At 39.0% G+C, this 21,841-nt stretch carries 22 protein-coding genes; 14 read left to right on the forward strand and 8 right to left on the reverse strand.

From position 1 onward, the window contains the following. Positions 1–529: 529 nt before the first annotated feature. Complete coding sequence (locus tag BMX11_RS23055) at positions 530–1,849, reverse strand: amidohydrolase family protein (RefSeq protein ID WP_090889624.1); 1,320 nt, start codon at positions 1,847–1,849, stop codon at positions 530–532. Then, positions 1,839–4,859, reverse strand: coding sequence for an amidohydrolase family protein (locus tag BMX11_RS23060; RefSeq protein WP_090889627.1), 3,021 nt, complete (start codon positions 4,857–4,859; stop codon positions 1,839–1,841). Before BMX11_RS23060 ends, BMX11_RS23055 begins: the two co-directional genes overlap by 11 nt. A gap of 111 nt (positions 4,860–4,970) precedes the next feature. On the opposite strand from BMX11_RS23060, the gene BMX11_RS23065 reads away from it, so the two are divergent. From BMX11_RS23065 to BMX11_RS23115, 11 genes are all read left to right on the forward strand, one after another. Continuing rightward, positions 4,971–5,414 carry a cytochrome B gene (locus BMX11_RS23065; RefSeq protein WP_090889630.1) on the forward strand — a complete coding sequence of 148 codons (444 nt, stop codon included), beginning with the start codon at positions 4,971–4,973 and terminating at the stop codon, positions 5,412–5,414. A gap of 343 nt (positions 5,415–5,757) precedes the next feature. Beyond that, positions 5,758–7,155 carry an anthranilate synthase component I family protein gene (locus BMX11_RS23070; RefSeq protein WP_175474654.1) on the forward strand — a complete coding sequence of 466 codons (1,398 nt, stop codon included), beginning with the start codon at positions 5,758–5,760 and terminating at the stop codon, positions 7,153–7,155. Between the two features lie 33 nt (positions 7,156–7,188). Further along, the gene (locus tag BMX11_RS23075) at positions 7,189–7,773 is read left to right on the forward strand and encodes an anthranilate synthase component II (RefSeq protein WP_090889636.1); all 585 of its coding nucleotides are present in this window, start codon (positions 7,189–7,191) and stop codon (positions 7,771–7,773) included. A 16-nt stretch (positions 7,774–7,789) separates the two neighbouring features. Further along, positions 7,790–8,572 (forward strand): indole-3-glycerol phosphate synthase TrpC, encoded by a 783-nt coding sequence (gene trpC, locus BMX11_RS23080; RefSeq protein WP_090889639.1) that lies wholly within the window; start codon positions 7,790–7,792, stop codon positions 8,570–8,572. Between the two features lie 161 nt (positions 8,573–8,733). Further along, on the forward strand, positions 8,734–9,126 hold the full coding sequence (locus BMX11_RS23085) for a hypothetical protein (RefSeq protein ID WP_090889684.1): 393 nt from the start codon (positions 8,734–8,736) through the stop codon (positions 9,124–9,126). Between the two features lie 408 nt (positions 9,127–9,534). Further along, positions 9,535–10,722, forward strand: coding sequence for a GTPase HflX (gene hflX, locus BMX11_RS23090; protein WP_090889641.1), 1,188 nt, complete (start codon positions 9,535–9,537; stop codon positions 10,720–10,722). 63 nt (positions 10,723–10,785) lie between these two features. After that, entirely contained in the window at positions 10,786–11,163 is a 378-nt protein-coding gene (rbfA, locus tag BMX11_RS23095; RefSeq protein WP_175474655.1) for a 30S ribosome-binding factor RbfA, read from the forward strand. Positions 11,164–11,166: 3 nt separating this feature from the next. After that, positions 11,167–11,796, forward strand: a complete 630-nt coding sequence (gene trhA / locus BMX11_RS23100) for a PAQR family membrane homeostasis protein TrhA (RefSeq protein ID WP_090889647.1) — start codon at positions 11,167–11,169, stop codon at positions 11,794–11,796. Between the two features lie 3 nt (positions 11,797–11,799). Continuing rightward, positions 11,800–12,486, forward strand: coding sequence for a peptidoglycan DD-metalloendopeptidase family protein (locus BMX11_RS23105; RefSeq protein ID WP_090889650.1), 687 nt, complete (start codon positions 11,800–11,802; stop codon positions 12,484–12,486). A gap of 239 nt (positions 12,487–12,725) precedes the next feature. Further along, on the forward strand, positions 12,726–13,376 hold the full coding sequence (locus BMX11_RS23110; protein WP_090889653.1) for a TonB family protein: 651 nt from the start codon (positions 12,726–12,728) through the stop codon (positions 13,374–13,376). Next, positions 13,376–13,774, forward strand: coding sequence for a hypothetical protein (locus tag BMX11_RS23115; protein ID WP_090889656.1), 399 nt, complete (start codon positions 13,376–13,378; stop codon positions 13,772–13,774). The genes BMX11_RS23110 and BMX11_RS23115 overlap by 1 nt, the downstream gene beginning before the upstream one ends. Here the strand turns inward: BMX11_RS23115 and BMX11_RS23120 are convergent. Further along, entirely contained in the window at positions 13,760–14,614 is an 855-nt protein-coding gene (locus BMX11_RS23120; protein WP_090889659.1) for a diacylglycerol/lipid kinase family protein, read from the reverse strand. The genes BMX11_RS23115 and BMX11_RS23120 overlap by 15 nt on opposite strands. A gap of 59 nt (positions 14,615–14,673) precedes the next feature. Between BMX11_RS23120 and BMX11_RS23125 the strand changes: the two genes are divergently transcribed. Continuing rightward, positions 14,674–15,648 carry an App1 family protein gene (locus BMX11_RS23125; RefSeq protein WP_090889662.1) on the forward strand — a complete coding sequence of 325 codons (975 nt, stop codon included), beginning with the start codon at positions 14,674–14,676 and terminating at the stop codon, positions 15,646–15,648. On the opposite strand, the gene BMX11_RS23130 is transcribed toward BMX11_RS23125, so the two are convergent. Then, positions 15,645–16,013, reverse strand: a complete 369-nt coding sequence (locus BMX11_RS23130; protein ID WP_090889665.1) for a YccF domain-containing protein — start codon at positions 16,011–16,013, stop codon at positions 15,645–15,647. The genes BMX11_RS23125 and BMX11_RS23130 overlap by 4 nt on opposite strands. 118 nt (positions 16,014–16,131) lie before the next feature. Here BMX11_RS23130 and BMX11_RS23135 point away from each other — a divergent pair, with 118 nt between their 5' ends. Further along, positions 16,132–16,485 (forward strand): hypothetical protein, encoded by a 354-nt coding sequence (locus BMX11_RS23135; protein ID WP_090889667.1) that lies wholly within the window; start codon positions 16,132–16,134, stop codon positions 16,483–16,485. A 71-nt stretch (positions 16,486–16,556) separates the two neighbouring features. Here the strand turns inward: BMX11_RS23135 and BMX11_RS23140 are convergent, their stop codons facing one another. Both BMX11_RS23140 and BMX11_RS23145 read right to left on the reverse strand, forming a co-directional pair. Then, positions 16,557–17,756, reverse strand: coding sequence for a DUF1501 domain-containing protein (locus tag BMX11_RS23140; RefSeq protein WP_090889669.1), 1,200 nt, complete (start codon positions 17,754–17,756; stop codon positions 16,557–16,559). A gap of 34 nt (positions 17,757–17,790) precedes the next feature. Beyond that, positions 17,791–19,218 (reverse strand): DUF1800 domain-containing protein, encoded by a 1,428-nt coding sequence (locus BMX11_RS23145; protein ID WP_090889672.1) that lies wholly within the window; start codon positions 19,216–19,218, stop codon positions 17,791–17,793. 77 nt (positions 19,219–19,295) lie between these two features. Here BMX11_RS23145 and aat point away from each other — a divergent pair, with 77 nt between their 5' ends. After that, positions 19,296–19,928, forward strand: coding sequence for a leucyl/phenylalanyl-tRNA--protein transferase (aat, locus tag BMX11_RS23150; protein WP_090889675.1), 633 nt, complete (start codon positions 19,296–19,298; stop codon positions 19,926–19,928). 489 nt (positions 19,929–20,417) lie between these two features. Here aat and BMX11_RS23155 read toward each other — a convergent pair whose 3' ends face one another. Both BMX11_RS23155 and BMX11_RS23160 read right to left on the reverse strand, forming a co-directional pair. After that, the gene (locus BMX11_RS23155; RefSeq protein WP_090889678.1) at positions 20,418–21,203 is read right to left on the reverse strand and encodes a 3-keto-disaccharide hydrolase; all 786 of its coding nucleotides are present in this window, start codon (positions 21,201–21,203) and stop codon (positions 20,418–20,420) included. Between the two features lie 65 nt (positions 21,204–21,268). Continuing rightward, positions 21,269–21,583, reverse strand: a complete 315-nt coding sequence (locus tag BMX11_RS23160) for a YgaP family membrane protein (protein ID WP_090889681.1) — start codon at positions 21,581–21,583, stop codon at positions 21,269–21,271. Between the last annotated feature and the right edge of the window lie 258 nt (positions 21,584–21,841).

Below are 21,841 nucleotides of genomic sequence, written 5' to 3' on the forward strand. Positions count from 1 at the left end.
AGTGGCTAATGAATTAGTTTTGTGCTCCCAGACCTGTAACACATAACAGGTAACCCACAACCCATCTAATAGGTTCAAATGCTCTTACATGGCTTATATGGTTCAGAGGCTAGGCACCCAATTTTTTTCACCATGTAAGAGATATAAGCTCATTAACTTATAAGTTCTCTGTGTTTCCGTGTTTCCGTGGCAAAACAGGCATCATTTCTCAGTGCTACTCTGTGTAAAACCTCTTTTTCTCTGTGGTTACATCTTTTATCGGCAAGTAGCTTGTTTAAATTTTTTAACCACCTTAGGCACCTAAGTTTCGAATGAGCTTATATGGCTTATATGGTTCAGAGGCTAGGCACCCAATTTTTTCACCATGTAAGAGATATAAGCCCATTAAGGTATTAGTTCTGTGTTTTTCCGTGTTTCCGTGGCAAATTGAGATGTGCTACTCTGTGTAAAACCTCTTTTTCTCTGTGGTTACATCTTTTATCGCATTTACAGAACATGCGTAACAAAAAACGGCCTTTCGGCCGTTCATTTATTTCTTGTCTGCGATATACTTATCACTAAACTTTTTATCTAACTGCTTGTGCAAATTATCAAGGTTAATGTCTCTCCCTTGAATAAAGGCCTGTTCTACTTTATTGGTTCTCATATCCAATGCATCACCGGCAGAAACAAAGAATGTTGCATCTTTACCCGCTTCAATACTTCCGGTTGTTTTATCTACCCCCATCACCTTAGCTGCGTTTAGCGTAATGGTAGACAAGGCTTTTTCTTTATCTAAACCCCAGGCGGTTGCCGTTCCGGCCATAAAAGGCAGGTTACGTTGTTGCCAGTAGCCATCAATGCTTAATACTACATTTAAACCTGCATTGGCCAAAACTGCAGCATTTTTATAGGGCATGTTCACATCATCATCATTATTACCAGGCAGGGCATGAGGTTGCTTAATCAACAGGCTAATATTATTTTCTTTCAGGAAATCGATAATTAAATAAGCTTCATCAGCGCCAGCAATTACCGGTGTAATTCCGAATTTTTTGGCAAAATTTACGGCTGCTACAATATCCTTTTGACTATCTGCCGTAATAAAAAGCCTTTCCTGCCCAGAAAACACCTTTCTCATGGCTTCAAAACGGGTATTGATGGTTTCAGGCTTTCCCATTTCAGTATAAGCTTTCGCTTCTGCGAAGAAAGAGCTTAACTGGTTTATGGCTGCCTGGGTTCTTTCTGCCAATACCTCTGGAGAAACAGTTGGCCTTCCGAAACCGCCAAATCCAGGCCTAACCCGGGGCGTTACCGGCCAGGTCATGTGCATGGCATCATCGATACGCAAAGCTGCATCTTCCCAGTTCCAGGCATCGAGTTGAACAACTGACGAACTTCCGGCTATTACACCGCCCTGTGGTGTAGTTTGCGCCATTAAAATACCGTTGCTGCGCAACGTTGCAGGAACTTTCGAATCTGTATTATAGGCTACAATAGAACGGATATGCGAATTAAAATCACCAATTTCCTGAAAATCTAATGTCGCTTTTACGGCTTCAATTTCGGTTAAGCCCAGGTTGGTTGTGGCGGCAATAAAGCCAGGATAAATATGCTTTCCACTGGCGTTAATTCGAACCACATCATCTTGCGGAACCTGTCCATCGGCCCTCACCGAAATAATTTTACCACTACCAAAAAGAATGGTCCCGTTTTCGATAACTGTACCATTTCCAACATGGATGGTTGCACCTGTTATAGCAATGGTTTTACTTTGCTTTTTGGCTGGCGATATATTGGCTTGCGCAAAACACATCAGGCTTGATGCCGACAAGGCCAGACTTAATAAATATTTTAGGTTAGTGTACATGTTCGTTTTCGGTTAGTTCTGCTGAATAATTTTCTAAAGTTTCGCAATTGTATAAACGAGGCGCTTCGCCTAGCGGGCGTTGCGTACGGCTACCCTTGCTTTTACTCTCAAGCATTTTTTGAATCAAACGAGCCTTCTCTGTTTGCTGTGCTTTAATTAACTGCACATCTTTCTCTATATCCCAATAAGCAACGCCATCTACAAAAGTTTTTTCGGCTTTAGCATAAATAGATAATGGGTTGGCAGACCAGATGACTACATCGGCATCCTTTCCTGCTTTCAAACTTCCCACTTTATCATCAATATGAAGCATTCTTGCAGGATTAAGCGTTACAAACTTCAGGGCATCTTCTTCTGGCACATTGCCATACAAAACGGCTTTTCCTGCCTCCTGATTTAAGTGACGCGCCATTTCAGCATCGTCTGAGTTGAATGCTGTAGTAACCCCTACATTGTGCATAATTTTACCGTTGTATGGAATGGCCTCCGCAACTTCGTTTTTGTAAGCCCACCAATCAGAGAAGGTAGAACCTGCAATGCCATGTGCTTTCATTTTATCGGCCACTTTATAACCTTCTAAAATGTGGGTAAAGGTGTTAATTTTAAATCCAAGGCTATCTGCAACATGGATGAGCATATTAATTTCGCTCTGTACATAAGAGTGGCAGGTAATGAAGCGTTTGTTGTTCAAAATCTCTACAATGGCATCCAATTCTAAATCTTTGCGTACATTATTTCCTTTTACCGATAAGGCCTTGGCATATTCCTTCGCCCGTGTAAACTCATCTACAAAAGTTTGCTCAACACCCATTCTGGTTACCGGGAAACGTGCTCCCGTACCGAAATTACTTTGCTTCACGTTTTCGCCTAATGCAAACTTGATAAAACCATCGGCACCTGCAAATTTCAGCTCCTCAGGAGATTTTCCCCAACGCAGCTTAATCAATTGCGATTGGCCACCAATGGGGTTAGCCGAGCCATGTAAAATATGCGAAGTAGTTACACCTCCCGCCAACTGGCGATAAATATTTACGTCTTCAGAATTGATGATGTCAGTAATGCGAACTTCAGCAGAAACAGATTGAGCACCCTCGTTAATCCCCCCGGAACCAGCAATGTGCGAGTGCTCATCAATAATTCCGGCAGTAATGTGCTTGCCCGTAGCGTCAATTACCTTTGCGCCACCGGCTGATAAATTTTTACCAACAGCTTTAATTTTTCCATTCTCTAAAAGCACGTCGGCGTTTTGCAAAACACCATCCTTTTCGTTGGTCCAAACGGTTCCATTCTTAATTAAAACCGTTTCCTGTTTAGGCAATTCAGCACTACCAAAAGCGGTAAAGGGATAAATTACCTGGCCCATAGCCAAAACAGGCTTAGGTTCTTCCTTTTTAGGCGTTTCTTTTAGCGCTTCTTTATAAGTAGCTGTAAATTTACCAATGGTTCCATCTGGCAAGGCCGATTCGCCTTTAATAGCGATTGGATTTGCCGAGGTGATGTAACCGCTTAAACGTACATCTCCCTTCGGATTTTTCTTTAAGTTAAAGTTAATGCTAACCCAATCGCCATTTCTACTAAATGTAGCTGTAGTTTTAACGCTATCTACACCAGTTCTTTCAATGGCTGCAGTAGAGCCTCCGTTGGTTCCGCTAATTTTTAAGATTAAAGAACCTACACCATCTATATTTAAATTGTAGCTTCCTTTCAAATCGCTAACATCCATTTTATTAACAATAAAACGCTTGCCCTGAACCCAATTCTCGAAAATAATGTTGCTGTTCTTAAATAAATTATCAGAAGAGATTAGGAAGTTGGCTACTTTACCTTTCTCTATTGAACCCACCTTATCGGCAACCCCCATAATGGCGGCAGGTACTTCTGTTACCGATTGTAAAGCTTGCTTTTCAGATAAGCCATTTTCAATGGCGGTGCGAATATTGGCCCAAAAATCTCTGCTGTTTTCTAAACCGAATGCCGTTAATGCAAACTTAACACCTGCTTTTTCTAAGATTGCGGCATTTGCTGGTGCCATTTCCCAATTCTTCATCTGGGTTAGGCTCACATTTCTGGCTTCTGCCGGATCTTCCACATCATATGCCTTCGGAAAAGCTAACGGAATAATTAAGGTTGCACCAGTTGCTTTAACTTCATTTACCCTCTGGTATTCGTCTCCGCCCGATTTGATGATATATTTCTTGCCAAATTCTTTTCCAATTTTATCTGCACGAAGTACATTCGCCCAACCATCTACCTCAAACAACTGAGGCAAATTTTGCTGCTTGCCAAATTCTGTTAAAGAAATATTATACTCCTCTTTTTGCTTAGCATACCATTGTGTATCATAATAAGTTTGGCGAAGTAAGGCGATAGATCCCATTAAAGAAGTTGGATAATCATTTTGAGAAGAGCCTTTGTTAAAGGAGTAGTTGGCAGCAGTTTCATCTTTTAAAATCACACTGTTATCTGCACCTTCATTTAAAGTTACCGCAGCAGAAACGCCTCTGGCAATCCCATCACGACTAATGGTATTTACACTCCCAAAACCAATTTTACGTAGTTCATCGGCCTTTTTAGTATCAATAGAAAAAATGTTCTTTACATAAGTTTCCGGTCTGATGGCTTCATTCCACCCATAAGCTCCTTTCTTGGTTGATAAAAATATAGATTGACGCTGACCACCAAAAGCACGCGTTTGTTGCGCAGCCTCGGTAAGGCCATAGCTGGTAAAAGGATCAATTAAAGAAGGATAGATAAATTTCCCTTTTAGATCAATAACAACATAACCTTGAGGTACTGCCAATCCCGAACCAACAGCCTGGATAGTTTGTCCTTTAATTAAAAGTGTAGCATTTGTGAGGGTTTGGTTGGCGTTTACTACAATTGTAGCATTTGTAAAAGCAAACATTCCCGGGCGGGTGTCAAAAGAACCATTTACAGGAAATGTGGTTTGCTGTGCAAATGAAATTGCAGTAGAAATTACCAGCCCCAGGGCGAGTAAAATTTTCTTCATAGCTTGTTTAGGGATTAATTTGTTTAAAACTAATATAAATTAGCGTTGATAGTATTGAATAACCTATTTTTTACAATTAATACCTATTTTTGAAACATAGAAATTAATATTATGAATGATATTTTGAAAAGTGCCCACTCTGGATGGCGCTATGTTGTGTTTCTTTTGTTGATTATTGCTGTAGTTAAGGCATTATCTGGCTGGTTTGGAAATAAACCTTATACCGAAGGCAATAGAAAATTAAATGTGTTTACACTTATTAGTGCGCATATTCAATTGCTTTTAGGCTTAGGTGTTTACTTTTTAAATGGCTGGTATAAAATAGACAGTAGCATTGCAATGGGCCGTTATTGGAAAATGGAGCATATCAGCATGATGCTTATTGCCATCATTTTAATCACTGTTGGAAATGCTAAATCTAAAAAAGTAGCCGATGCAGTTGCAAAACACCGTACAATTTCGATTTTCTTTGGTCTTGCACTCATTATTGTTATTGTTGCCATCTTATTAATGACAAAAGCAGACCCAAGCAGAACATTTTTCGGTGTATCTTAAGCTTCAAGTGCTTAGTTACATTGATAAAATAGCAAGAATGGCTTGATTTTAACCTCCTATTTTATCGGAGTGCTAAATAGATAGGGCTTTCGCTATTATTTTTTTTAAAAATCTCTGAAACATTTTGATTTTTTGAAATTCTTTATATTTTTGTGGCTCATGATCAGCAATATACATACTTGGCTTTGGCGTAGTAATTCAAAAATGAATTGCGCTGGCTGCGTATGAAAAATATAGTTTATCAACCTAAACCTTAAAAGAACCATTAAAGCCCGGCGTAGAACCACACGCCGGGCTTTTTATTTTTAAAAAAATTAGTACTTACGTCATTACACATCATATAATGTTTAAAATAAATACAACCTACAAAAAGCTACTTGCCGACACCACTACGCCGGTAAGTATTTATCTGCGCTTACGTGATGTTTACCCGAACAGCATTTTGCTGGAAAGTTCCGATTATCACAGTCGTGAAAACTCCATGAGCTTTGTTTGTGCCGAGCCTGTTGCCGGCATTATTTTAAAAGGAAGCCGTTTAGAAACTTATTTCCCTGACGGCAGTGTAGAAATTACCGAAAGTGAAAACCTGATTGAAGAAATTTCTGCTTTTAAAGATAAATTTAAAGCCAGCGAACTTCCTGATATTAAGTTTATATCCAGCGGATTATTTGGCTACTTTACCTGGAATGCAGTACAGCATTTTGAAGATATAAAATTTAGCTCTGCTACCCCGGAAGGCGAAGAAATCCCTGAAATGCAATATCATTTATATCGCTATATTATTGCGATTGATCATTTCAAGAATGAGATTACCTTGTTCAAAAATACTTTTGATGGTGAAGATGAAGGTGGCCTGGAAAAAATGGAATACCTCATCCAGAATAAAAATTATCCAGAATATAAATTCCAGATCCGAGGTGAAGAATCATCTAATTTAACCGATCAGGGTTTTATTCAACTGGTAGAAAAACTTCAGAAGCATATTTACAGAGGCGATGTTTTTCAAATCGTACCTTCCCGGGCCTATAAGCAATCTTTCTCTGGAGACGAGTTTAACGTTTACCGTTGCCTGCGTTCGATTAATCCTTCTCCATATTTATTCTATTTCGATTACGGTAATTTCAAACTTTTTGGTTCTTCGCCAGAAGCCCAAATTACCATCAAAAATAACATGGCCAACATTTTTCCAATAGCCGGTACATTTAAACGCAGTGGAAATGATATTGAAGACGCAGAACAAGCGCGCAAACTGGAACAAGATCCTAAAGAAAGCGCAGAACATGTAATGCTGGTAGATTTGGCCAGAAATGATTTAAGCAGGCATTGTAACCGGGTAGAGGTTAAATCGTTTAAAGAAGTTCAGTACTATTCGCACCTTATTCACCTGGTGAGTAAAGTGAGTGGTCATTTACAGGATGAGGTAAGTGCTTTTAAGGTGGTTGCCGATACTTATCCTGCAGGAACCTTAAGTGGAGCGCCAAAATACAAAGCCATGCAACTGATTGATGAGAACGAGAAATTAGGAAGGAATTTTTATGCAGGTGCCATAGGTTTTATGGGCTTTAATGATGACTTTAATCATGCCATCATGATCAGAACCTTTATGAGTAAGAATAACGAGCTACACTATCGCGCAGGAGCAGGCATTGTTGCCGATTCTGTCCCTGAAACAGAAATGCAAGAGGTAAACAATAAAATTGCTGCATTGCGCAAAGCGATACAAATGGCAGAGGGGATCTAGTCATAGTACCCAACCAATAATTAGAAAATTGTAATGGAAAATAAAGATAAAAAAACGGTTTTAGTCATCGATAATTACGATAGCTTCACCTATAATCTGGTTCATTTAATTAACGAGGTAGGTTATGAAGCCGAGGTATGGAGGAATGACAAATTTGAATTAGCCGATGTAGAGCGATTCGATAAAATCTTGCTTTCTCCTGGACCCGGTATACCGGAGGAAGCAGGCTTACTGTTAGACGTAATAAAAACCTACGCGCCAACTAAAAGTATTTTTGGCGTTTGCTTAGGGCAACAGGCCATTGCAGAGGTTTTTGGCGGAACGCTTTTAAACTTAGGGAGGCCTATGCATGGCATTGCCACTCCGGTAACCGTTGTAGATGGCGATGAGTATTTATTCTGGGAATGCCCTCAAACCATAAATGTAGGTCGTTACCACAGTTGGGTAGTAAGTAAGGAAAACTTCCCTTCTTGTCTAAAAATCACGGCCAGAGACCATAAAAGTGAAATTATGGCTTTAAGGCACGAAACTTTAGATGTGCGTGGGGTACAGTTTCACCCAGAAAGTGTACTTACCGAATACGGTAAGCAAATGATGGAAAATTGGTTAACTTCTTAAATATGGAATAGAAAACATGAATATTTTAGATAAAATAGTAATCCGCAAAAAAGAAGAGGTTGCTGATGCAAAACGTTTGATCTCTGTGAAAGATTTAGAGCAGGCAGAACATTTCAAACGTACACCTTACGTTTTTAAAGATTTTTTACTGGCACCAGACAGAACAGGGATTATAGCAGAATTTAAACGCCGTTCGCCTTCTAAGGGGTTAATTAATGGTGTTTCGGATGTCGCAGAAGTAACACGAGCATATAACGCTGCAGGCGCATCTGCACTTTCTGTATTAACGGATGTAGATTTTTTTGGTGGCAAAACTGATGATATCTTAGCCGCCAGAGCAGCCAATAATATCCCTATCCTGAGAAAAGATTTCATGATTGATGAATATCAGATCCTGGAAGCTAAAGCCTGGGGAGCTGATATCATTTTACTCATTGCCGCAATCTTAACGCCACAACAAATTATTGATTTAGGGCAATTTGCACATAATCTAGGGCTTAACGTATTGTTAGAAGTACATAATCAGGAAGAGTTGGAAAGAAGCATCTGTCCACACCTAGATGCCATTGGTGTAAACAACAGGAACCTGGCAGATTTTACTGTAGATATTCAGACTTCGTTTGATTTAGTGAACCAGATCCCTGATGATTTTCTCAAAATTTCTGAAAGTGCCATCAGTGATCCAAAAACAATTTTGGAGCTAAAAAGTGCAGGATTCAATGGTTTCTTAATTGGCGAAAATTTTATGAAAACCGATAATCCAGGCCTGGCTATCCAAGATTTTGTAAGCCAACTGTAGGATTTTTTTCTATCAGGAAAAACTTGTAGAAGCTAAAACCCTTTCTACAAAAATACCCATAAACAGGTAGTTTTCTATGCCTGCATATGGGTATTTTTCATTTAAAACTAGGGTATAATCTGCATTTAGCCTTATTTAGCAGAACATTTAACAAAATACCCATGAAAAACATTAAACATTTTTTGTCCTTAACTTTAATCCTAAGTTTAACTTTTTTGTTCTCTTGTAAGAAAGATAACGATACCCCTGCCGTAACTACACACAAAGTGGTTTATAAAGCAGTAGCCTCAGCTGGTTCTTCTATTGGTATTGCCGTAGTAAGTGATGGTAAAGGCGGTAATGAGTCATTCACAAGCTTAAGCGGATCAACCTGGACCAGTCCTGAATACACCGTTCCTTCGTCAGTTATCGCTGTTGCTGCTGCGGTTAGTGCTACCGGAACCTCAGCAACCTCTACCCTAAACTTACAAATTTGGGTAGATGGTGTAATGAAATCCGAAGGAAAATCTACAGGAGCTGTACTAAGTGCTAATGCGGCATATTCTTTTCAATAGTTAAACATAATAATGCTCTTAAGCCGCCAATTGGCGGCTTTTTTTGTTTTAGAAAATAGGAGTTTTTAGTTATCTGCAATATTAACTTAATCACAGTGCGGAGGAGTTTTAAAGGGAGATTGCACTGAGAAAATTAACTATGACAAGATTAACCACGGAAACACAGCATGCACGGAAAGGAAATAAGGAATAAGGGAATGGGCGGGGTACGTACTTAGATGTCTAAGATACCTTAGGTGGTAAAACACGAAGAATTCAATAACACTCCTCAGTACCCACTGTGTCTTAACGCTGTTTCCTCAGTGCTAAAATTAACCAAAGCCATTCCTGCTCCAAAACCATTATTCTGTCAGCTTGGTTGTAAATAAGATTACTCGTTTGCAAATTTTGTATATTTGTTGCTAATACATGGGAAAACAGAAATTTTATGATACTGCTGTAAAGCAGGAAAGAGCGGTCTTGGTTGGCGTTATTACACCTGGAACTTCTGATGATCTGGCCAAAGAATATTTAGAAGAACTGGAATTTTTAGTGGATACCGCTGGAGGAAAGGTAGAGAAATATTTTACACAGAAAATGACTCGTCCAGAGCGTGCCACTTTTGTAGGTACCGGTAAACTGGAGGAGATAAGAGCATATGTAAAGTCGGAAGAGATTGATCTTGTTGTATTTGACGACGAGCTTTCTCCATCGCAATTGCGTAATATTGAACGGGAGTTGAATGTTAAAATTCTAGATAGAAGTAATTTAATCCTCGATATTTTTGCCGGAAGGGCACAAACAGCACAAGCAAAAACGCAGGTGGAACTTGCCCAACTGCAATATCTTTTACCACGTTTAACCAGAATGTGGACTCACCTGGAGCGTCAAAAAGGGGGGATTGGAATGCGCGGACCTGGTGAAAGTCAGATCGAAACCGATAGAAGGATTATCCTCTCTAAAATTACCCTTTTTAAGGAACGCTTAAGACAAATTGATAAACAAAACGAAACACAGCGTAAAAACCGTGGTCAACTCATCCGCGTGGCACTTGTAGGTTATACGAACGTAGGTAAATCTACGATCATGAACATGCTTTCTAAATCAGAAGTTTTTGCAGAGAACAAGCTTTTTGCTACATTAGATACAACCGTTCGCAAGGTGGTGATTGATAATCTCCCTTTTCTACTTTCAGATACAGTTGGGTTTATCCGTAAACTTCCTCACCACTTGGTAGAATGTTTTAAATCTACATTAGATGAGGTACGCGAGGCAGATATTCTGATTCACGTAGTGGATGTATCACACCCCAACTTTGAGGATCAGATTCATACCGTTAACGAAACGCTGAAAGATATTGGTGCAATAGACAAAGACATGATTTTAGTATTCAATAAAATTGATGCTTATGTTTCGCCAGAAGTTGATAATGAAGAGGATGATGGTAAGCTAACCTTAGAAGAATTTAAAAGAAGCTGGATGAGCCATGATAAAGTACCTGTTTTATTTATCTCGGCTACTGAAAAAGAGAATATAGAAGAGTTTAAAACACTATTGTATGACAAGGTAAAGGCAGTTCATACCGCCCGATATCCGTACGATAATTTATTATATTAAGTGAAACCCTTCATTGCAGGCTAAGCCCGATGCATTGCCTGCAGTGATGAAAAAATAATTAGAATGGAAAGTAAACGTCAGCAAAAATTTGCAGGAGTACTACAAGAGGAGTTAGCACAGATTTTTCAACGGGAGGGCGCAGCTTATTTGCCTAATACCTTGGTTACCATTACACGCGTTCGTGTATCGCCAGATTTAGCCGTTGCCAAAGTATATTTAAGTTTTTTTAATACCACCAACACCACGCTTTCCATCAATACGGTAAATGCGCACGCTGGAGAAATCAGATATAAACTGGGTTCAAGAATCCGCCACCAGGTACGGGTAGTTCCTGAGCTTACATTTTTCGTAGATGATACCAACGAATATGTTGAGCGTATGGATCAGATTTTTGAAAAAATTGCTAAAGAACCCAGACAGCCAGAAGAAGACAGCGAATAATTTGTGAGGAAGCTAAGAGAACCGGTTAATTTCTTTACCCATTTTATACCCGCATTGCTGGCTATTCCGGCAGCGTATCTCTTATTGCAGAAATGTAATACGCCCATTGAATTCACGGCGGCATGGATTTACAGCATTGGTACCTTTGTTCTATTTGGGGTAAGTGCCATGTACCATGGCTATCCAAGTACAGATTATGGCGTTCGTTTTTGGCAAAAATTTGATCATTGCTGTATTTATCTAATGATTGCAGGTTCTTACACTCCCACAGCCCTACTGGTTTTTAACGACTGGTTAAGCTGGAGTTTATTTGCCATTGTATGGTTTGTGGCTATAGTAGGTTGCCTACTTAAAATTTTTAATCGGTTAAAAAGCACTGCAATCTCCTTAACCATCTACATTTTAATGGGTTGCCTCATTGTACCCCTGATACAGAAAATGCTGGGTACATTGCCCATTGGTTCTATATTTTGGTTGCTTCTTGGTGGAGTATTTTATATTGGTGGCACTTACTACTATGCAAAAGACAAGCAACTTTATAAATGGATGCACAGCCACGAGCTTTGGCATTTGTTTGTGATTGGTGGTGCCCTTTCGCATTACATTTATAACTACGTTTACATTTTTGCTTAAGTGATGAAAAATTTCGAGGAAATCATTACATCAAAGGCCAGTCACATTCAAAAAGTAATTGATTTCGACAGTAAAACGGATAAATTATATCCATTAGATTTTACCGCAACAAATACCGAACTAAGCCCCGAAATACTAAGCGATACTAATCTTTTCAGCAGTTGGGTAAATGCAAAACTCCATAACAACAAGGCCACACATGGTATTGGAGGCTACAACGAGCATCGTACCATTTATGCACGCAGCGAACACTTCAATACTGCCGAAGAGCCCAGGCGGTTACATTTAGGTGTAGATATTTGGGCACCTGCCAATACCAGCATTTATAATTTTTACGATGCCAAAGTACATAGCTTTGCCAACAACAATAACTTTGGCGATTACGGCGCAACCATTATCCTCAGCTATAACATAGAGGAGCTTATCTTCAACGTTTTATACGGACATCTAAGTCTGGCTTCGTTAAAAGGATTGGAGGAAGGAATGATCATCCCGGCAGGAGCAAAAATTGCTGAACTGGGTGTAAAAGAAGAAAATGGCTTTTGGCCACCTCATCTGCACATGCAGATTATAAATGACATGCAAGGATTAAAAGGCGACTATCCAGGGGTATGTAAATATTCGCAAAGAGAAGAATATCTCGCCAATTGCCCTGATCCGATGTTGATCTTAAAATATTCATTCGAATAATTTAGTGGAGAACCGCTAATTTCGCAAAGTTTGTCGCAAAGCACGCTAAGCGATTACTGGCCAATAGAGAGCTTAAAGAGAAACTCCATTCTTGATATTTGTGGCTTGGTGGTAAAATTATACGCTTATTCTGAACCATATAAGCCATATAGGAAAATAGAAGCTTAATTTTGAACCTTTGCGCATTCTCTCTGCGTACTCTGCGGTAAAAACTCTCTCTTTTTTCGTAAATTAGCTCTATGAGAAACCTAATCATCCTTGGTTTAATTTTTTATAGTGCACTTGCCTTTGGACAGGTGCAGTTTAAAAGCGGCAAATCAGGTTTTGCAAGCTTCTTGAAAGACAATACCGTTTATCCTTCATACTCCAGAGACAACTGCATTCAGGGTACCGTTAATATCAGTTTTAAATTAGATGAAAACGGGAAAGTTTATTATTCGAGGGTGAGCAAGGGGATTTTAACTGAGCTGGATGATGAGGCATTACGGCTTGTACGCTTAAGTAGTGGTAAATGGAAGGTTCCTGCTGGCTATGATACAACTATATCCATTATTGCGCCTGTAAATTTTCAACTTGCCGGCTATTGCGATGGTAAAACCAATGAAGATATACAAGCAGCCATCCGTGCTTATCAAAATGAAGAAGCACTAACTAATTCTGTAATTAACTTTTATAAAAATATCGATCAAGCCAAGCCTGGTCAGGAGGTACAAATTATTGCCATTAAAAACCAGTTGGGCATAGATGACGAATACCTGGAATCCCGGATTAAAAACGGACTAAAGAAAATAAAACAAGGCGATAAGCAAGGAGCTTGTGAAGAATTCCTGTTTGTAAAATATATGGGAAGCAAACTCGCCGATCAATACCTGGAGAAATACTGTAAGTAATGCGCAATACGATTAGATTTTTTGGCCTTTTAGATATCATCAGCATCCTGTTTTTAGCCCAGCCCTTTTGGGCTTTAATCACCCACTTAAACGAAATTCCCGATCAGTTTCTTTCTCAGGCAAGGGTGATATTAACCATTCCAATTTTTATATCACTGTTTTTATCAGCAAGTGGTTTACTCTTGCTTAAAAAGTTCGGCTTTATCACTTACTACCTACAGTTTCCCTTCAGATTAGTGGTTTGGGTATTCTCCTTCGGATTTATCACTTTATTACCTGAATGGCTAAACCTGGGGGATGCCTGGTTCGATATCCTTTTTAAAGTATGCTTCATTACCGAATTCTTCAGATTATATTTCACCGTAAAGGCGCATCAGAAAAAGCTATATAATTACTGAAATCGCATCCCTTAATAATTTAGCCTCTACAGTATTCACCCGGCCAATATATTCTCCATCAACCTGAAAATGAGCTTTATATTTAGACGTTATCGTCGCTTCTGAAGCTTGAAAAACCTCAACTTTTTTGGGATTGAAAGGCAGTTTGGTAAACCATACTTTTAAAATCTCCAGGTAAGAATAATCTTTTACCAGTACCACCTCAAATAAATCATCATCTAATTTACCATCTGGATTAATCTTTAAACCCGTTCCGTACATGGTTGCATTGGCGATAGCGACCATAGCCGCCTTCGATTGAATTTTTTCGCCTTTAATATCCAAGGTTACCTCCATCCGTTTATGATTCCATAGCGCATGCCAGGTGGCCTTAGCATAACCCCACATGCCACGTTCGGGCAAGGTATCGAACTTTTTTACCAGGTAGGCATTGAATCCCAAATCAGATAGATGGATACAAATCTCGTCATGTAACTTCACTACGTGAATTTTCTTGGGCTTACCATTTTCTACGATAGCCAAAGCTTCATTTATATCGGTTGGAATGCCTAATTCCTTGGCCATTCCATTGGCAGAACCCGCAGGGATAATTCCTATTGGGGTATCCTGAAATAACAAACATTCTGTAACCAGCTTTAAGGTGCCATCACCACCAACAGCCACCACCCGATCGGCCTTTGCCTGCTCAATTTTTTGCTTTATTTTTTCCAGAGAACAATCTTCGGGTAATTCATATAAATCTATTTCGACTGATTTATCATTAAAATAGGTAGTAATGATATCCTTTAAATCGAGTTCATGATTTCCGGATCCGGGGTTGATGATAAATAATAGTTTCATTGTTTCAGCCTTTATAGGTATCTGCAAAACAACTTATATCAAACACTGTTTTAAATACAATGAATAAATCGGTGCAGGTAAAAGTTTATCACGGCTACGGCCATACGCATAACTTAGTAGTTTATGGCCATGTTTTTAGGTACAAGGCCAAAACCGAGCAAGTTTACAGCAATAATATCTGGATAAACATTGTCCATTTGCTTAAACTATTTATTTTAAAACCTTATCCTTTTGTAGAGGTTCGGCTGCGCTTTTTTGATCAAACCATCTATAACAAAACCGAGGCTGATGGTTTTTTTAAATTTGAATGGAAGGCTACTCAGGAGGTTCCGGCGGGCTGGCATACCGTTAAGGTGGAGGCGGTTGCAAACGATGGTTCCATTTTAAATATTGGAGAGGGAAAGGTTTTTGTTCCTCACATTACGCAATATGCTTTCATTTCTGATGTTGATGATACGATTATGGTTTCTCATTCGGCTACCATTGGCAGGCGCCTGAGAGAGCTTTTTATTAAAAATCCCCGAACGCGGAAAACTTTCCCGCAGGCGGCCAGTCATTATCAACAATTGGCTTTGTCGCAAACGGCTGCAAATCAGCCTAATCCATTCTTTTATGTAAGCAGCAGCGAATGGAATTTATACGATTACCTGCTGGAAACTTTTAGATTTAATCAACTTCCCGATGGAGCATTTTTATTAAATACACTTAAACACTGGAGCGATTTAATTAAAACAGGTAAAACCGGCCATGAAGGAAAGCTACTTAGGGTGATGCGGATATTAGATGCTTTTCCCAATCAGAAATTCGTGTTCTTTGGCGATAATTCTCAACAAGACCCTGCAATCTATACTGCCATTGTAGAAAAACATCCGGAAAATATTACTGCCGTTTACATCAGGAATATCAGAAAAGAAAAAGAACGGGAAACCAAAGCCCTGTTAAAAAAGGTGGAAGAAAAAGGAGTTAAATATTGTCTTTTTCAAAGCAGTGAAGAAGCCATCAAACATTCTAAGGCAATAGGATTGATCTCCTAACTAATTGATTTGCCAAATGGCGTAAAGGCCAGGTTCATTAACTTAAAATGCTGTCTTCCAAAGGGAATCCCTACAATGGTGAGGCAGAGTAAAATGCCAAAGAACAAATGCGTAAGGGCAATCCAGAAACCTCCAAAAACTAACCAAATCATATTCATAATGGTAGAGAGGCAACCGGTATTGGAAGAAGTATCCGAAATTTTAACCCCAAAAGGAGCCAGGCCAACAATGGCAAATTTAAAGCACTGAATACCGAAGGGAATACCAACAATGGTTAAACAAAGTACTAAGCCTCCAATAATGTATTCAAAGAAAATAAATATCCCGCCAAAAATAATCCAGATGATGTTGCCAATAAAATTCATTATACGCTTTTATTTTTAAGATAACTACACGCCAAAATTGTTACAGCCAAGCCAGGTTTTATAGTTGATTCATTTAAAGCTTCTTGTTATCTTAGGGTACACACAAAAGAAACACAATATGAAAACACTATTTACTACAGCGGCCCTGGTCGCTTGCTTTGCACTACCCGGTGTTAAAGCGCAAACCGTAAACGGCATTAGATTGAGCGAGATTAAAGCTGATGTAATAGAACTTAGGGCAGTGGAAAGCACCTTTGCCGATAAAACATGGATTGAATTAGAATATGGACAAAAACCATATGACTCAGCAGATTTATACATTAAAGATGATGATGGTAAAAAAATAGCCTTCAACTCGGCCATTGATGCCGTAAATAAAATGAAAAGCTATGGTTACGAACTTTTCCAGGTATATTCTTCACGAAATGTAAAAGATGACAGCAAAGCCAATTATGTATTGAAGAGAAAATAGAACATTGTTGTAAATTTAAAAAGCCAATAGAAAATCTACTGGCTTTTTAAATTTTAGAGATAGGACTAATACTAGATAAAATCCAGGGTATTGAATTTCTTGCTCAAAATATCGGCATTATTTACGTCTAACCACTTATCCAGAATAGTTCCGTAAACCTGTCTAAAATCCAGCTGATACTTCAAGTCGCCGGTATCCAAATCGCCAAGATTAGGAGCGGCATTAAAAATACCTTGCTTTTTCAAGCGGCCACCAAATACAAACATATTGTTAGCCGTTCCATGATCGGTACCATTGCTGGCATTTTGCTCCACTCTTCGCCCAAATTCCGAAAAAGTAATTACCAGGGTATCTTCTAGCTTGTTATTGCTTTTTAAGTCTTTCAAGAAGGCAGCCATCCCCTCACTGTATTGCTTTAATAAGTTTCCCTGCTGGCCAATCTGATTCACGTGGGTATCAAATCCACTCAGCGAAACATAATACACCCTTGTTTTCAAACCTGAGGAAATAAATTTAGACACCGTTTTCAGCTGATTAGCAAAACCGCTTGTTGGGTAGCTGGCCTTCGACTGGTAAATTTTAGAGGTGTTTTGAATATAGCTTGCAGACGAAGAGGTTTCAATCATCGTTTTGTACAGATAGCCTAAGTTGTCTTCATCCAGATGTTCCTTTTCATTTTGGATCATGGATTTGAAAAAAGGATTGTTGGTATTGCGGAATAGCGCAGCCGGATCTTTCAGCGCAATTCCCTTTTTGGTTTGTCCTTTTAGTGCCAGTGATAATGAATCGTCCACCTCAATAGCCGTATATGGGAATTTACAGGTTTGGCAATTGCTATCTAAGTAACGACCAATCCATCCGGTAGATAAAAATTGATTGCTATCACTTCCCGTTTGCCAAATATCCATTGACCTGAAGTGTGAACGATCGGGGTTGGGATAGCCAACATCATTAATGATGGTCATCCAGCCTTGATCGTATATTTCCTGTAGGGCCGTCATGTTAGGGTTTAAACCCTGCATATCATTTAACTTTATCACCTCTTCCGGCTTTATGGCTATACTTCTTCTCTTTTGGTAATATATATCATTCCCAAAGGGCACAACCGTATTTAAGCCATCATTGCCCCCCGAAAGCTGTACCACCACCAAATTCTTATAAAGCGAAAGCTCATCAAGCGCCATGGCTTCAAGCGGCTTCATAAAAGCCGGTACAAATAATGATCCTGCCACAGCAAAACCCGTATTTCTTAAAAAATTTCTTCTGTTCATCTCCTGGATGTTTTGTTAATGATTGAGGGCAATTTTAGCAAAGCTGATACTCTGGCATACTCGTAATTTCTACTGCTGTGCTGCGCAAACCTTTATTATCGCTTACCATTTGGGTAATTTTGTTATTTAATTTGGGTTGAAGCAGAAACTCAGTCAGCTCCAACGGACTTAAGCTTTTGGGCAAAGTATCTAAAAACTTAGGCCAATTAGCCTGGGCATTAACATAAGATTTAACTGTTTTCTGCTTTGTAGTCCTGTTTAATGCAATTACCGCTTCATCTTCAGGGTCTGCCTTGCCACTAAAATCAATTTCACCGTCGTTCAAAACCAATGAAGGTATCCGCATTCTCAACATGAGCGAAGAGCTATCAATCCAGCTTTGCCCACCAGGCCAGCCTGCTACATTGGGCGGATTAAATAAATACTGCCCCAAACTGCTTTGCAATTGGATTAATACCTGTGGTTTGTTATAAGTTACGTAAAAGGATCGGCTCAAACCAACCAAAAACTCAGCAGGCGATTTAATCTTAGTGCCTACATTTTCGGGATTATAGAACCATTCTGAGCTAAACATTTTTTTCATCAGCTCAGCAATGTCATATTTTGAGTTATAGAAATGATCGGCTAATTCCTTTACATAAGTGGGATTAGGGGTATCGTTTACAAAGAATTTATAAACCTTTTGAGCAATGAAGGTGGCGGTTTGAGGTTTCTCCAGTATAATATCTATAATATGCTCTCCTTGAAAATTACCAACCTTGCCGAAAAAAGTTTTCGTTCCGGCATCATGCTGATTTTGTCTGAAAATAAAACTGCCATCCTTATCGTACATCCACCCCGTAAAAGAACGTGCAGATTCTTTGATATCCTGCTCCGTATAATTTCCCCTACCTAAAGTAAAAAGTTCCATCAACTCGCGCGCAAAGTTTTCGTTTGGACGGCCCTTTCGGTTTTGTTGATTATTAAGGTACTGAAGCATAGCAGGAGATTTAGAAACTTCAATCAGTAATGTCCTGAAATCGCCTAAACCATGGGCTCTTTGAATATTGTTAAGTTGCTGGGCATACATGGGATTGTTACTTCTACAGGCAAAATGCCCGTGCCAAAACAAGGTCATTTTCTCTCTTAAAGGCGCATCGGTATTAATCATCTTATTTACCCAGGCAATGTTTAAATCTCTGCTCACCTCATTTTGCATGCGTACTATTTCCTGGCGCATTTTCTTTTCTTCATCCGTCAGATCTTTTTTTGCGTAAAGCCCTGCCTGAACTAACAGCTGCCTTTTGGATTCGCTCGAATCTACCAGTGCAAGCGCCTCATCTTTATCAGCTGTCTTAAATAAGCCATCCACTGCTTTACTCAGCTTTTTCTTACTTATTTTCTGTAAATCAGTATAGGAAATCCCAAAGCCTGCGCGATTGTAGAGGTGCTTTACTTTTAGGAAGTTGTCTTTAGCATTCATAGTTTGGACAATTTTTTAAGTATGACCTAATTAAAACGTTATGGTTTAATCTTTTGTTTTCTTTCTTATTTTCGCCTATGTTTTTTCAATTGCTTGATGATGATGTAAGCTTTCCAGACCCCACGCTGGCGGAAGAGGATGGACTACTTGCTGTTGGAGGAGATTTAAGCTTAGAAAGACTTCTTGTAGCCTATTCTAACGGCATTTTTCCCTGGTTTAGTGAGGGAGAGCCCATTCTTTGGTATTCGCCACACCAACGCTGCGTAATTTATCCGGAACAGATCAAAATCAGTAAAAGCATGAAAAAGGTGCTTAAGGAGGAGGTTTTTCAGGTAACTATCGACCAGGCTTTTAAGGAAGTTATCCAAAATTGCGCACAAATGCCAAGGAAAGGACAAGATGGTACCTGGATTACTGATGATATGCAAAAAGCTTACATCAACTTACATGAAAAGGGATTTGCACACAGCATTGAGGTATGGCAGCAAGATAAATTGGTTGGCGGCCTTTATGGAATCCTCATCAATAAAGTATTTTGTGGAGAAAGCATGTTTAGTCGGGTAAGCAATGCATCTAAAACGGCTCTAATTTACCTCACTAACTTAAATATCGAATTAATTGATTGTCAGTTACCCAATGATCATTTACTCAGTCTTGGCGCAGAAATGATAGATAGGGAAACTTATCTGAAGATGTTACAGAAGGTTTAAAAACTATTAATCAACTTGGTAATTCAACTTGCCTCAGCAACATCTATTTTATCATCGGAAAGCAGGCCCGGTTAAAATCCAGTGTGTACTTTCTTGCTGTGCACTTTTTTATCTGCAGGGCAATTACCTGCACACTATTGTGCAGCTTTTTTTTGTGCACTAATTTTTGTGCACAGAAAAAAGCTGCACAAATTAGTATTTATGTTTCTGTTTTAGCGTCACTAATGCTATTAACTATAAGAGAAAATTAAAATGTGTTGTGATCCTGAGCTTCCCGATGTGAAATAGAGACAATTAGTTTAAGGACAATATATTTTAGGTTTCGACTGATGAAGAAGGTCTTCGACAAGCTCAGGCTGACAGGGTTTAGCTTAACTTAATAGCAAGGGTAGCTCACACTACCAACATTGCAATGTAGGCCACAAAATAAAAAAGCCTGCAAAAATTTGCAGGCTTTCGTTAAGTTCATTAGCCGAAAGGGATGAATAATTATAATTCTCTTACCCACATATTTCTAAAGCTAATCGCTGGGCTTGGATCGCCATGATCTTGTAACTTAATAGAAGCTGCTCCATGCTTTTTATACTCTGGAGCACCAATATATCTGGTTTCGCCTTTTAGGATAAAATTATTTTGTAACAATACACCGTTTAAAAACACCGTTACACTTGCTGGTTTAGCTACTGTACCATCTTCATTGAAGCGAGGAGCATTCCAAATAATATCGTAATATTGCCATTCTCCCGGTTTTTTATTGGCATTAGCTAAAGGAACCGCTTGCTTGTAAACACTTCCGGTTTGTCCGTTAACATAGGTTTTATTGTTGTAGGCATCCATAATCTGGATTTCATATCCTTCATCTCCTCCACCTGTTGACGCTAAAAATACACCACTGTTTCCTCGCGATTGTCCTTCGCCAGAGATATTAGTGGGGATTCTCCACTCCATATGCAATTGGTAATCGGTAAACTTTTTATTCGTTTCAATATTGCCAGTACCTTTTTTAACGGTAAAAAAACCATCGTCAATAGTCCAGGCGGCAGGTTTGCTCGGATCTTTAACAGAGTGCCAGGCATCTAAATTTCTTCCATCAAATAAAATGATAGCATCCGATGGTGCCTCTTGAGGTAGCTTTCCCGGAGTTACCGTTTTCGGAACTGGCTCCCAAACTTCTGTTGTTTTTGGATCTTTCGCAGGATCAGTTTTTTTATCTTGGGCCATTGTTGCTTGTGCGGCAAATAATGTTGGGATAATTAATAATGCGTATTTGTTCATATTTATAGATTAACTTTCTAAAGTTAACCAGTTTATCAAGAAATGGAAGTTTCGTATTGAATTTATTACGCCAAATCGTCAACAACATAGGTTTCTGTAATCACCACTTCATCAGGTACATTAGCAACCGCCTGCTCCTCATAGTCCTTTAATGGGCAATAACCCGTTAATCCCCTATAAAGTAAACCTGCGCCAGCAACCGCAGCTGTTAATCCGATTACCGGATGAGAAAAAATATTCTTTATCCCTTTGAAAAGCAAAAATGTTCCGGTTGCACCCGATAACCAACGCTCTGAAGCGGAAACATTCTGATAAAGCTCTGGATATTTTAAAGCCTCTGTTGCATTTCTAATTACTGTATTTAAATTTTCATTTGTCATGGTAGTAGGTTTTTATCTATAACTATAACAAGAGGAATGGAATACAGTTTTGAGAATTAATTAGCGAACGGGTAAAGGATAGAATGAAAGAATGATAGAATGAAAGAATGAGTGAATGATTGAATGAATGTGCAGGCGTACTAACTAATCATTCAATCATTGAAAATTCAATAATTATAGAGGATGGATTTTGGAAACTATGCTATTCACATTCAATCATTCCATCATTCAAAACTCAATCATTATATAAAATTAGTG

Source organism: Pedobacter rhizosphaerae, assembly GCF_900111155.1.
GTDB classification, from domain to species: Bacteria; Bacteroidota; Bacteroidia; order Sphingobacteriales; family Sphingobacteriaceae; genus Pedobacter; species Pedobacter rhizosphaerae.

Excerpts from the sequence above, each read along its gene's own strand:
- BMX11_RS23120 (WP_090889659.1), bottom strand. The coding sequence starts at position 14,614 with ATGAAACTATTATTTATCATCAACCCCGGATCCGGAAATCATGAACTC.
- BMX11_RS23155 (WP_090889678.1), bottom strand. The coding sequence starts at position 21,203 with ATGAACAAATACGCATTATTAATTATCCCAACATTATTTGCCGCACAA.
- BMX11_RS23160 (WP_090889681.1), bottom strand. The coding sequence starts at position 21,583 with ATGACAAATGAAAATTTAAATACAGTAATTAGAAATGCAACAGAGGCT.
- BMX11_RS23060 (WP_090889627.1), bottom strand. The coding sequence starts at position 4,859 with ATGAAGAAAATTTTACTCGCCCTGGGGCTGGTAATTTCTACTGCAATT.
- BMX11_RS23065 (WP_090889630.1), top strand. The coding sequence starts at position 4,971 with ATGAATGATATTTTGAAAAGTGCCCACTCTGGATGGCGCTATGTTGTG.
- BMX11_RS23105 (WP_090889650.1), top strand. The coding sequence starts at position 11,800 with ATGAAAAATTTCGAGGAAATCATTACATCAAAGGCCAGTCACATTCAA.
- BMX11_RS23130 (WP_090889665.1), bottom strand. The coding sequence starts at position 16,013 with ATGAATTTTATTGGCAACATCATCTGGATTATTTTTGGCGGGATATTT.
- BMX11_RS23145 (WP_090889672.1), bottom strand. The coding sequence starts at position 19,218 with ATGAATGCTAAAGACAACTTCCTAAAAGTAAAGCACCTCTACAATCGC.
- BMX11_RS23085 (WP_090889684.1), top strand. The coding sequence starts at position 8,734 with ATGAAAAACATTAAACATTTTTTGTCCTTAACTTTAATCCTAAGTTTA.
- BMX11_RS23110 (WP_090889653.1), top strand. The coding sequence starts at position 12,726 with ATGAGAAACCTAATCATCCTTGGTTTAATTTTTTATAGTGCACTTGCC.
- BMX11_RS23070 (WP_175474654.1), top strand. The coding sequence starts at position 5,758 with ATGTTTAAAATAAATACAACCTACAAAAAGCTACTTGCCGACACCACT.
- BMX11_RS23125 (WP_090889662.1), top strand. The coding sequence starts at position 14,674 with ATGAATAAATCGGTGCAGGTAAAAGTTTATCACGGCTACGGCCATACG.
- rbfA (WP_175474655.1), top strand. The coding sequence starts at position 10,786 with ATGGAAAGTAAACGTCAGCAAAAATTTGCAGGAGTACTACAAGAGGAG.
- BMX11_RS23055 (WP_090889624.1), bottom strand. The coding sequence starts at position 1,849 with ATGTACACTAACCTAAAATATTTATTAAGTCTGGCCTTGTCGGCATCA.
- BMX11_RS23115 (WP_090889656.1), top strand. The coding sequence starts at position 13,376 with ATGCGCAATACGATTAGATTTTTTGGCCTTTTAGATATCATCAGCATC.
- trpC (WP_090889639.1), top strand. The coding sequence starts at position 7,790 with ATGAATATTTTAGATAAAATAGTAATCCGCAAAAAAGAAGAGGTTGCT.
- aat (WP_090889675.1), top strand. The coding sequence starts at position 19,296 with ATGTTTTTTCAATTGCTTGATGATGATGTAAGCTTTCCAGACCCCACG.
- BMX11_RS23075 (WP_090889636.1), top strand. The coding sequence starts at position 7,189 with ATGGAAAATAAAGATAAAAAAACGGTTTTAGTCATCGATAATTACGAT.
- BMX11_RS23140 (WP_090889669.1), bottom strand. The coding sequence starts at position 17,756 with ATGAACAGAAGAAATTTTTTAAGAAATACGGGTTTTGCTGTGGCAGGA.
- BMX11_RS23135 (WP_090889667.1), top strand. The coding sequence starts at position 16,132 with ATGAAAACACTATTTACTACAGCGGCCCTGGTCGCTTGCTTTGCACTA.
- hflX (WP_090889641.1), top strand. The coding sequence starts at position 9,535 with ATGGGAAAACAGAAATTTTATGATACTGCTGTAAAGCAGGAAAGAGCG.